An 11,529-nucleotide genomic window follows, 5' to 3' on the forward strand; every position below is an offset into this window, starting at 1 on the left:
CTTTGATCTATCTAATTCGCTTGTGGAACGACCTAGAAATCACTTCGAGCTGATGCTCACGGCTGAGTTTGATGAAGTTAACAGCATACCCAGACACACGGATCGTCAGCTGAGGATAATTCTCCGGATGCTCCATAGCATCCTCGAGCATCTCTCGGTTCAGCACATTAACGTTGAGGTGATGTGCACCCTTGGTGAAGTAGCCATCCATCATTGCGATAAGGTTCTCGATCTGCTCCTCCTTGTTCGATCCCAGTGAGTGAGGGATGATACTGAAGGTATTGCTGATGCCATCCTCAGCATCGCTATAGTCCAGTTTAGCAACCGAGCTCAGCGAGGCAATAGCACCGTGATTATCACGTCCGTGCATGGGGTTTGCACCAGGAGCAAAGGCCATGCCAGCAGCACGCCCATCGGGTGTAGCACCAGTGTTCTTGCCATACATTACGTTAGAGGTAATCGTGAGCACCGACATGGTTGGCTCAGCTCCCTTGTAGATAGGCAAGTCTCGCAGCATCCCAGAGAAGAGGCTGGTCAACTCCATTGCAATGCTGTCTACACGGTCATCGTCATTGCCATAGCAGGGGAATTCGCCCTCGATTGTGAAGCCCTCGGTCAGGCCCATCTCATTGCGCTTGGGTGTAACGGTCGCATACTTGATCGCCGAGAGCGAGTCGGCAGCAATAGAGAGACCAGCGACACCGTAGGCGAGGTTGATGCGTGGGTTCGTGTCTATAAAGGCCATCTGAGCACGTTCGTAGTAGTACTTGTCGTGCATGTAATGGATGATGTTCATCGACTCGTTGTAGATGCGTGCAATCTCCTTCAGTACAACCAAGTAATTGGCCCATACCTCGTCGAATTTGAGGACCTCTCCCTTGAGCTCGGGTATCCCCTCGAGCATGACTGTACCCGTTGCCTCACAGCGTCCGCCGTTGAGAGCGAGCAATAGGGCCTTCGCAAGGTTTGTTCGAGCACCAAAGAACTGGATGTGCTTGCCGATCTCCTGAAACGATACGCAGCAGGCAATCCCATAGTCATCACTCTTGCGGGTCGAGCGCATGAGATCGTCGTTCTCATACTGGATCGAAGACGTGTCGATCGAGACTTGAGCGGCAAACTGCTTGAAGCCTTCGGGTAGGCTAGGCGACCAGAGAAGCGTGATGTTAGGCTCTGGACTTGGGCCTAGATTGTAGAGGGTATTGAGGAAGCGGAAGCTCGTCTTCGTTACCTTGTGGCGACCATCGAAGAGACGACCACCAATAGACTCCGTTACCCAAGTGGGGTCTCCAGCGAAGATCTCGTTGTAGGCATTCATGCGCAGATGACGTACCATGCGCAGCTTGATGACAAACTGGTCAATCAACTCCTGTGCCAGCTCCTCACTCAGTCCATAGTGCGTCTGATCGTAGTGAATGTAAATATCCAGGAAGCCTGATACATTCCCCAGCGACATCGCTGCGCCGTCTTGATCCTTCACAGCGGCCAAATAGGCAAAGTAAACCCACTGAACTGCCTCCTGGGCTGTATAAGCTGGTCTACGTACGTCGAAGCCATGATCAGCAGCCATCTGTATGATCTCGTGCAGGGCTTTGATCTGCTCGGCAACCTCCTCACGCAGACGAATGCGCTCCTCCGTCATAGGCCCTGTCAGAGCAGCTAGATCTGCTTGCTTCCAAGCGATCAGTCGGTCTGCACCATAGAGGGCCAAGCGACGATAGTCGCCGATGATGCGGCCACGGGCGTAGTTGTCGGGCAACCCAGTCAGATAGCTCAGCGAACGGAACTTACGGATCTCATCCGTGTATACATCGAATACCCCGTCATTATGTGTCTTTCTATAGTGGGTGAAGATATCGGTTACTCGAGGATCAACCTCGAGGCCGTTCTCTTTGATGGCCTTCTCAACGACCTTATAGCCACCAAAGGGCTTCATCGCACGACGCAGCACCTGGTCGGTCTGTAGGCCAACGACTACTTCGTTCTCCCTGTCAATATAGCCTGGTGCAAAGGCGGTAATGCCCGAGATCGTGTGTGTATCGATGGAGCGCACCCCATTGTTGTCTCTCTCTTCCTTGAGTGCTTCAAGGCATAGAGACCAGATCTTCTTTGTCTTCTCTGTTGGGCCAACAAGGAAGCTAGCATCCCCATCGTAAGGGGTGATGTTTAGGGCAATAAAGTCGCGAACATTGAGCTCGTGCTCCCATGCACCTCCTATAAAGATTGGTTTAGTCTGTTCCATCATCTAGTCAGGTTTGATTATCGGAATAATTGAATGAAAATTTGAAGACAAAGATAGTATTCAGTCTAAAAATATAGCGAACTACACTCATATATACCTATTTTTAAGGAATAGTTCTCTATTCTTTTCTGAGCTCAATCCCTAAACTTAGGTATCCCTCTTGAGGAGCATGGCGAGCTATCTAGGCCTTATATGTAGATAGATCCTCTATACGTCTCACTTGGATTGACCATCTACACCTTTCTGTGCCTCTAGTTATACCTCCACCACGATATCTATTGGCAACTCCATTGAGATCCTACTTACATCTCCATTGAGGCCCTACTTAGACCTCTATCGAGATCCTACTTACATCTCCATTGAGGACCTACTTAGATCTCCATCGAGATCCTACTTACATCTCCATTGAGGACCTCTCTAGGGTTAAGGTAATGAAGCATCCATCAGATCTACATCCGGATACCTCAGTCCCCGGTCATGATACCTAGCCTAGATAAGCACAAGCCAAACGATACTCGCAGACAGATACAGGCGTGGTCAAAAAAGATTATCTTTGCTCCCCAGCCTTACAGGCTAGGCAATGGGGCCTAGAAGCCCTCATCCCTTAGGCTTGCCATCGATAAGGTTTCGTGGCAGCCACTCAGTATATAGATAGAATTTCAATGAAATATAAGACTACGTCTAGCAATCGAGGTTGCTGTGCGATGAACCAGCAGGGCTGTCGAGGTTGCTCATCCAAGAAGCAGAGCGTGTACGATTGGCTGAGTGATATTCCCGAGGCACTTAGAAGCTCTGATATGGTCGAGGTACAGTTCAAGAATACTCGCAAAGGCTATTATCTCAACAGCGAGAAGCTCGAGATCAGCAAAGGAGACATCGTCGCCGTAGAGGCATCACCTGGCCATGACATCGGCGAGGTTACCCTAACAGGCAAACTCGTAGAGCTAGCGATGAAAAAGCATCGCTTCCGCACGGACAGGGGCGAGATCCCCCGCATCTATCGCCTAGCTCGCCCCAATGACCTAGAGCGATGGGAAGAGGCCAAGTCTAGAGAAGAGGGTACCATGATCCAAGCTAGACAGATCGCAGCCGACCTCAACCTCGAGATGAAGATCGGCGACGTAGAGTACCAGGGGGATGGCAATAAGGCTATCTTCTACTACATCGCAGATGGGAGGGTGGACTTCAGACAGCTCATCCGAGTGCTGGCCGATACCTTCCACATACGTATTGAGATGAAACAAATCGGGGCTCGCCAGGAGGCAGGGCGTATCGGAGGTATAGGCCCCTGCGGACGAGAACTATGCTGCTCTTCATGGATGAACAACTTTATCTCGGTCAATACCAGTGCGGCTAGACTCCAGGACCTCTCGCCCAACCCACAGAAACTCACTGGAATGTGCGGCAAGCTCAAGTGTTGCATGAACTACGAGGTCAATACCTATGCCGAGGCACAGCGATGCCTGCCCAGTAAGGAGGTGATCCTACAGACCAATGCTGGTGAGTATCACCACTTCAAGACCGATTACCTGCAGCGTCTCGTTACCTACAGCACTTCACCACACCAAGCCTCTGGGCTCGTTACCATCTCTGCACGTAGGGCATTCGAGATCATCTCGATGAATAAGGAGGGTGAGCGACCTGAAACCCTAGAGAGTAATGCGGCTGATGGCAAGGCGAATAAGCACTCGGCAGATATCCTCTCGGACAATAGCCTCACCCGATTTGACAAGAAGCGTAAACCTGCAGGCAAGCCTAATCCGAAGGGTGCACGAGGTGCATCCTCTGCCAAATCCTCAGAGCGGATGAATGGCAGTGCCCGACCTATCAGACGAGAGGCCTCGTCTACAAATCCCAATCACCCCACCCCACCCCCTGGAGGCATCCGAGAGCACAACCGCCGTCAGATGCGTGAGCGTACTGAGGGGGGGGCTGTGCCACAAACCTCAACCGAGAGGGCAGTTCGGCCCAGGGGGCAAGGGCGTGCCCCTAGAGCCTCATCGCTTCCTCGTAGTGGGGCGAACAGCAGCGAGGCTGAGAATTAGAGATGCTAAGTTTTTCTTTCAGCCCAGTCTTATGCTCTGCTTGACCGCTCACCCTCGTCCATTCCGTAGACCCAAGAGAGCCCTAGCATGCGCCCTACTCCTCTTGGCTCTGAATGCCTGTACCTCTACAGCCACTCGAGCCAAGCACATGGATCTCATCTCTATCCCCCAGGGGGCATGGGAGGAGGATAGCCCCGTAGGCCTAGAGCTTCTACTCGAGCGTCATCGCCCTCCGAGCTCTTGTCTATTAGGCATTCGCTATGACAATCGACTGGACTATATGCACCTCGACCTCGAGGCGAGGCTGGTACGGGATGGGCGATGCTTCATGATCGACACCCTACGCCTATCCCTCGCCGAAGAGCCAGGAGTGAGAGCCTCTCGAGGGCAGACAGTCCTCGAACATAGCCTACCCCTAGGGCACAAGCTTGAGGTACCCGTTACTGGATTATATCGTCTCGAGGTTCGCCCCATCGAACCCTCGCCACTGGTAGGTGTTATAGCTCTAGGAATAGAGCTATCCCAGTAATGAGACAACCCAGCTATGAGTTATCAGCCTGCGAACTTAGACGATCAGCCCAACCATTCGGACGAGGTATATTACTACATCAGTGAGAGCCATGACCCCTTCTACAACATCTCGCTAGAGGACTATCTGTATCAGGCTCGTCGAGATTGTGATCGGATCTACTTCTTTTGGATCAATACTCCCTCTGTCTTCATGGGTCGCTATCAGTGTGCTCAGGCCGAGACCGACTGGGTATATCTACAGGCACAGCACATCCCGATCCTGCGCCGCAGCTCCGGAGGAGGCACGGTCTATCACGACACAGGCAATCTAAACTATACCTGCATCCTCAATAGTCCTGAGAGGAATGGCTTCGACCTCAAGGCTTTCCCTCGACCGATCATCAATGCTCTTGCCCATGAGGGGGTGGAGCTTACCCTATCGCCCCGAGGCGATCTGCGCTTCGAGGGGCTCAAGGTCGGAGGCTCTGCCGAAGCGACCCGCCAGGGACGAATGCTCTATCATATGTCCCTACTCTTCAACGCTGACCTCGACCAGCTAGAGCGGGTATTGAGTGTCCCAAAGCAGGAGGTCGCTCGCTCTCGGGTCTCCTCTGTCCGCTCTCGGGTGTGCAACCTCAGCTCTGTGCTTCCACGTCAGAGGACAATCCTAGAGTTTAGGGATCTCATCCTCGAGGAAATCCACCGCCAGTACCCTGAGCTTAGACCCTTGGAGCTAGATGAAGAGGAGGCTAACGCATACATCCATCGAGTACGTGAGCAGCGGTTTGCCAATGAGAGCTGGATTCATTCATCCATCGGGCGCAAGGCATAGGCCTATCGCCCCTCAGACAGGATCATTATGTGGACAGACTTTGCTTCTCTACTCAAACGATATTTCCCTAATGATAAGGTGCAGAAGATCACCATCAGTGCAGGCTTCAGCTGCCCGACCCGAGACGGCAGCAAGAGCTTCGGCGGGTGTACCTACTGCAACAACAAGAGCTTCTCACCCTCGCACGCCATTAGACAGAAGAGCATCACCCAGCAGTTGGACGAGGGAATTGCCTTTTTTAGGCGTAAATACAGCTCTATGAAGTTCTTGGCCTACTTTCAGTCCTATACCAATACTTACTCGGATGTAGCAGACTGCATCGCCAAGTACGAGGAGGCTCTCGCCCACCCCGAGGTCGTAGGGCTGATCATCGGCACTCGCCCAGACTGTATGCCCGACGAGCTACTCGCTTACCTCTCGAAGCTTAGCCAGCGCACCTTCGTCCTCGTAGAGTATGGCATAGAGAGCACCCTTGATCGGACCCTCGATCGGGTGCAGCGTGGCCACAATTGGCAATGCAGCGTGGAGACGATCTGGCGCACACATCGCTCAGGTATCCTCACAGGGGCACACCTAATCCTAGGCCTACCTGGCGAGAGCCGAGCCGAGATGCTCGAGCATGCCGACAGGTTGAGTACCCTACCCATCACTACGCTCAAGATCCATCAGCTGCAGATTATCAAGGGGACTATCATGGCTAGAGAATACCTGCAAGACCCGAGCGACTACCACCTCTTCACCGAGGCTGAGTATGTGTCCCTCTGCGTGGAGTTTATCAAGCGTCTGAGGCCAGATATTGTGATCGAACGCTTCGTCTCTCAGTCCCCTCCCGAGCTCATCCTCGCACCCCAATGGGGCTGGAAGAACTATCAGTTTACCGAAAAGATCAGAGCACAACTGCTCTCAACCACCCAAGCTAATGAGTAGAATAGTTACCAAGACAGGAGACAAGGGGAGCACAGGCATCTTCGGCGGAGAGCGTGTTCCCAAAGATCATATACGCATCGAGGCCAATGGCACGATGGATGAGCTCAATGCTCATCTAGGTCTCATCCGTTCGATGATGGAGAGGCAAGACCCTAGGCATAGCTTCCTCGGATCACTTCAGATGCAGATCATGCAGATGATGAGCCTCATTGCTACCCCCTCGCATCGTCGAGGGGAGAACCCCAACAGCTTCTCTCTCGAGTGGCTCGAGGCCCTCGAGAGCGAGACCGCTCGCCTCATCGAGCAGACCCCGAACAATGGATACTTCATCCTCCCTGGGGGGACTCAGCTCTCGGCACAGATGCAGCTTGCCCGCACAGTCGCCCGACGAGCCGAGCGCAGGCTGTGGACGCTTGACCGAGAAGATCCTCTTCCCGAGGGCCTAATCCCCTGGGTCAATCGCCTCAGCGATTACCTCTTCGTCTCGGCTAAGTGGGAGATGGCCGCACAAGACTGGCCAGAGGATATATGGCAAGCCTTCAGCTACAAACGTAAGCGCAGAGAGAGCCATGACTAAGCTCCGTCCATTAATGTTTGTGGGCACGGGTAGCGATGTGGGTAAGAGCATCATTGCCACAGGGATGTGCCGCATCTTGAGACAGGATGGCTATCATCCAGCCCCCTTCAAGGCACAGAACATGGCCTTGAACTCCTTCGCCACCCCCGAGGGCCTCGAGCTCGGCCGTGCCCAGGCAGTCCAGGCCGAGGCAGCAGGCATCCCACCACATACGGACATGAACCCCGTGCTACTCAAGCCCAGCAGCGAGCGACGCTCTCAGATCGTCCTCAATGGTAAGCCCATCGGAGACAAAGATGCCTACGAATACTTTCGCACCATAGGGCGAGGAGAGCTCAAGGCAGAGGTTCAGGCGGCCTTCGACCGACTAAGCCAACGCTATAACCCCATCGTTCTCGAGGGCGCAGGGAGTATCTCAGAACTGAACTTACAGTCCTCCGATCTAGTCAATATGTCCATGGCCGAGTATGCTGGAGCAGCAGTTATCCTTGTGGCAGACATCGACCGAGGGGGCGTATTTGCCTCTGTCTATGGCTCGGTGATGCTTCAGAAGCCCGAGCACCGAAGACTCATCAAAGGGATCCTAATCAACAAGTTTCGAGGGGATATTCGCCTTTTCGAAGAGGGGAAGAGGATGCTCGAGAAGCTCTGTCAGATACCTGTAGTAGGCATAGTGCCTTACTTCAGGGATATTCATATCGAGGAGGAGGACTCGGTTGCCCTCTCCAAGCGAGAGATGTATGCCCGAGAGGGAAAGGTCAATGTAGCAGTCGTCTTGCTACGCTACCTCTCAAACTACACCGACTTCGCCCGCCTAGAGCAAGACCCTCGGGTGCACCTCTACTATACCAACAATGTGGACGAACTCTCTGAGGCCGACATCATCATCATCCCTGGGAGCAAGAGCACTCTGTCGGATCTGTATGAGCTACGTCGCAATGGGGTCGCCCAAGCGATCATACGAGCTAGACGAGAGGGGAAGAGCATCCTCGGCATCTGCGGAGGCTACCAAATCATGGGTCGTGAAGTCTGCGACCCCAATGGGGTCGAGGGAGATATTCCTCGCCTACCAGCCCTGGGCCTCTTGCCCACAACAACGACTATGGCTGGGGAAAAGATCACTCGACAGATGCGCTTCCGATTCCTTGATCGGAGCGAAGAATGCCTAGGATACGAAATCCATATGGGACGTACAGAGCCTGTAGAGGGCGCAGAAGTCTCTCCCCTTGCTCATCTATCGGATGGACGAGACGATGGCTATTGGCTGGATGATCGCTGTATGGGCACTTACCTGCATGGTATCCTGGACAATCCGAGCTTCATCGACTACCTGCTTGCCCCTTATGCCGACCGCATTGATGGCTCGCATGAACCTCTAGACTACGAGGCCTACAAGAACCAACAGTATGATCTACTGGCCGATCACTTGCGCCAACACATCGACCTGCCACTCATCTACCAACTCATCTCAAGCGATGATTAACGGACACGGAGACGACCTACACCTCTACCCTGACGTTTGGGCCAACTTCAGCTCCAATGTCTATGCCGACACGGACAATCATGCCCTTATAGAACACCTCGGCCGCATGCTCACCTCTAGTCTCGGATCTTACCCCGAGCCTGAGCCCTACGAGCTGCAAGGTATGCTGGCGCAAGCACACGGACTCGATGCTGAGGAAGTCTTGGTTACGAATGGAGCAACAGAGGCCATTTACCTCATTGCTCAACACTACAAGGGGCAATGCTCTAGGATCTTGCAACCGACCTTCAGCGAATATGCCGATGCCTGCCTGCTCCATGAGCACCATCTATCGGACGAGGGGGCAGATGTCCTCTGGCTCTGTAGCCCCAACAACCCAACAGGTAGGTGCGAAGCAGAGCATCAGTTAGAGCAGGAGATCATCCAGGGAAGAAGCCCGATCGTCATCGATCGTAGCTACGAATACTTCTGCGCTCGAAGCCTGCCCAAGAGGGTCATCCGCCCCGATCTTCTCTACATCCACTCGCTCACCAAACGCTACAAGATACCTGGGCTCAGACTGGGGTACATCATCGGCCATCGAGAGACCCTAGCACAGGTGAGGCAGCTGAGGCAGCCTTGGTCTGTGAATGCCCTGGCAATTGAGGCGGGGAAGTGGATCGCGTCGAATGGCTTCCCCGAGAGCATTGACCGCCAAAGGCTCTGGAGGGAGCGAGATCGCCTGGCAGGAGCATTAAGAGAAATCCAAGGGATCGAGCTAGAGGAGACGGACACCCACTTCATGCTGCTGAAGACCCCCTACCCTGCCACAGAGCTAAAGGAATACCTAGCTCGAGAGCATGGTCTACTGGTGCGTAATGCCTCCAACTTCTTGGGGCTCAGCCCCCAGCATCTACGGATTGCGACCCAAACGCCTGAGATGAATGACGCCCTCATCAGAGGGCTCAAGGCATACATCGAGCAGCAGCATACCCCACCTCGCCACGTATGATCACCCTGGCTTCGATACTTCTAGTCGCATGGCTACTCGATCGCCTCCTGGGCGATCCAAACTCCTGGCATCCGATCGTTGGGATGGGGAGATTAATTGGCTGGGGGGAGAAGAGGCTCAATCGAGGACGGCTTCGTGGACTCAAGGGAGGGCTCTATAATGGCAGCTTGGTCGTCGCCTCTTTCATCTTCTTAAGGCTACTCTTCGATAAGATCCTTCCTCAAACTGAGAGCCTCCTCGGGACGTGGGGATATGAGGTCCTTGTTTGGTCGCTAGAGGTTGTGGGAGTCTTCCTCATGCTCTCGGGGACAACGCTCGTCCGAGAAGTCAAGGCTGTCTTCCTTGCCCTAGAGCAGAGCCTGGAGGCTGGACGCCGACAAGTCGCTCGGATCGTCGGGCGAGACACTCAGCAGCTCGATACCCAAGAAGTCCGAACGGCTGCCCTAGAGACGCTGAGTGAAAACTTGAGTGATGGGGTTATCGCCCCCCTCTTTTGGTGGATGCTCCTTGGTCTGCCTGGGATGGTAGCCTACAAGATGATCAATACCCAAGATTCGATGATCGGCTACCGTAACCAGCGTTATAAGGCCTATGGCTGCTTCTCGGCCCGACTGGATGACCTAGCCAATTACGTTCCTGCTCGTCTGACGGCTCTGCTCATGCTCCTCTCGGCCGGTCGCCTCGATCTCATAGGCTTTGTACTGAGGAATGGACCTCGACACGCTAGCCCCAACTCAGGCTACCCCGAGGCAGCTCTAGCGGGGATCTTGGGCTGTCGCTTCGGTGGTCCGCACGATTACTTCGGCCAGAGGGTAGACAAACCCTTCATCGGCGAGGAGGATCGTCCACTCGCCTATTCCGATGCCACTCAATCGATCCGCATCAATCGTCTCAGTGAGGTCCTCATGCTAGTGCTCTCTGTCCTGGGGCACTATGCCCTGAGCTAAAGGATGGGTTGCCCCTGCAACAGACATCTCCCTTGCGACACAGAATAAGAAAAAGCAGTGCCTCGGTCAAGAATGATTTGACCGAGGCACTGCTTTTGGCTGAGTATCTCAAAGACAAGTCCAAGGGACTAAGCTCTCGCTGTCCCTAGGCCGAGACTAAGCCTTTCTCTTGCTGATGAAGATGTGTGCCAAATAACCTAGCACTACAAGTGCCAAACCTGAACCAAGCAGGAGGTTGTCATCTGAGGGATTGAAACCAGCTATAATTAGGAGAAGGGCTCCTAGCAGGAGTACGCAGATACCGATATACTTCATTGCGGCTAGAGTTTTGAGAATGTTTGTACTTTACTTACCGAACACAAAGAACGCAATAATTCCCCACATAGGGAAATCTTTAGAGGGCTTTTTCGCCCTCTGAGGGCTAGCCCCTCAGATCCTTGAGCTTCTTCTGTAGCTCCTGACGGGCAAAGAAGATACGGCTCTTGACCGTACCGAGGGGGATGTTGAGCGTCTCGGCAATCTCATGATACTTGTAGCCAGCGACAAACATCGAGAAGGGTTCTTTGAGCAGAGGGCTCAGCTCGGCAATAGCCTTCGTGATCTCCTTAATATCCATCGAACCTTCGGGGGTGCTCTCCCCACCTTCGCTCAAGAGAGGCACATTGTAGGCATCCACATTGCTATCTATGACGCTCTGCGAACGGACGATCTTATGGTAGTTATTGATAAAGATATTGCGCATGATCGTCAGCACCCAACCCTTGAAATTGACGTTGTCTACGAACTTCTCTCTATTCTTCAGTACCTTGAGAGTGGTATCCTGCATCAGATCCTCGGCATCGGCTTCGTCGGCAGTGAGTGTGCGGGCGAAGTTCTTCATATAGTCTTGCATACCAAGTAGCTTCTCCTGAAATTGGGCTGCAGTCATTGTCTTATCTATTTGATGATTTATACTTATTTGCTGGGGCAGTCTAG

11 protein-coding genes are annotated in these 11,529 nt (G+C 53.3%); 8 read left to right on the forward strand and 3 right to left on the reverse strand.

Features of this window, described 5'->3' with window-relative positions; all coding sequences use genetic code 11:
- Positions 1-7: 7 nt before the first annotated feature.
- A complete protein-coding gene (gene pflB / locus HQ37_RS00400) occupies positions 8-2,242 on the reverse strand; it encodes a formate C-acetyltransferase (RefSeq protein WP_036878938.1) in 2,235 nt (744 codons plus the stop codon).
- 662 nt (positions 2,243-2,904) lie between these two features.
- Here pflB and HQ37_RS00405 point away from each other — a divergent pair.
- Genes HQ37_RS00405 through cbiB form a run of 8 tightly spaced genes read left to right on the forward strand, consistent with a single transcriptional unit; the run spans position 2,905 to position 10,554 of the window.
- Positions 2,905-4,287, forward strand: a complete 1,383-nt coding sequence (locus HQ37_RS00405) for a regulatory iron-sulfur-containing complex subunit RicT (protein ID WP_081951694.1) — start codon at positions 2,905-2,907, stop codon at positions 4,285-4,287.
- A 31-nt stretch (positions 4,288-4,318) separates the two neighbouring features.
- Positions 4,319-4,816 carry a hypothetical protein gene (locus HQ37_RS00410; protein ID WP_036878687.1) on the forward strand — a complete coding sequence of 166 codons (498 nt, stop codon included), beginning with the start codon at positions 4,319-4,321 and terminating at the stop codon, positions 4,814-4,816.
- A gap of 15 nt (positions 4,817-4,831) precedes the next feature.
- Positions 4,832-5,629: a lipoate--protein ligase family protein gene (locus tag HQ37_RS00415; RefSeq protein ID WP_052080647.1), complete on the forward strand. Its 798-nt coding sequence runs from the start codon at positions 4,832-4,834 to the stop codon at positions 5,627-5,629.
- Positions 5,630-5,656: 27 nt separating this feature from the next.
- The gene (locus HQ37_RS00420) at positions 5,657-6,556 is read left to right on the forward strand and encodes a TIGR01212 family radical SAM protein (protein ID WP_036878689.1); all 900 of its coding nucleotides are present in this window, start codon (positions 5,657-5,659) and stop codon (positions 6,554-6,556) included.
- Positions 6,549-7,133, forward strand: coding sequence for a cob(I)yrinic acid a,c-diamide adenosyltransferase (locus HQ37_RS00425; protein ID WP_036878691.1), 585 nt, complete (start codon positions 6,549-6,551; stop codon positions 7,131-7,133). The genes HQ37_RS00420 and HQ37_RS00425 overlap by 8 nt, the downstream gene beginning before the upstream one ends.
- Positions 7,126-8,616 (forward strand): cobyric acid synthase, encoded by a 1,491-nt coding sequence (locus HQ37_RS00430; RefSeq protein ID WP_036878692.1) that lies wholly within the window; start codon positions 7,126-7,128, stop codon positions 8,614-8,616. The genes HQ37_RS00425 and HQ37_RS00430 overlap by 8 nt, the downstream gene beginning before the upstream one ends.
- The gene (locus HQ37_RS00435) at positions 8,609-9,607 is read left to right on the forward strand and encodes an aminotransferase class I/II-fold pyridoxal phosphate-dependent enzyme (RefSeq protein WP_036878704.1); all 999 of its coding nucleotides are present in this window, start codon (positions 8,609-8,611) and stop codon (positions 9,605-9,607) included. The genes HQ37_RS00430 and HQ37_RS00435 overlap by 8 nt, the downstream gene beginning before the upstream one ends.
- A complete protein-coding gene (gene cbiB / locus HQ37_RS00440; protein ID WP_036878706.1) occupies positions 9,604-10,554 on the forward strand; it encodes an adenosylcobinamide-phosphate synthase CbiB in 951 nt (316 codons plus the stop codon). The genes HQ37_RS00435 and cbiB overlap by 4 nt, the downstream gene beginning before the upstream one ends.
- 156 nt (positions 10,555-10,710) lie before the next feature.
- On the opposite strand, the gene HQ37_RS08410 is transcribed toward cbiB, so the two are convergent.
- The gene (locus HQ37_RS08410; protein ID WP_200879440.1) at positions 10,711-10,869 is read right to left on the reverse strand and encodes a hypothetical protein; all 159 of its coding nucleotides are present in this window, start codon (positions 10,867-10,869) and stop codon (positions 10,711-10,713) included.
- Positions 10,870-10,975: 106 nt separating this feature from the next.
- On the reverse strand, positions 10,976-11,482 hold the full coding sequence (locus HQ37_RS00445; protein WP_036878709.1) for an RNA polymerase sigma factor: 507 nt from the start codon (positions 11,480-11,482) through the stop codon (positions 10,976-10,978).
- Positions 11,483-11,529 lie beyond the last annotated feature (47 nt).

Source organism: Porphyromonas sp. COT-239 OH1446, assembly GCF_000768875.1.
Lineage (GTDB): Bacteria > Bacteroidota > Bacteroidia > Bacteroidales > Porphyromonadaceae > Porphyromonas.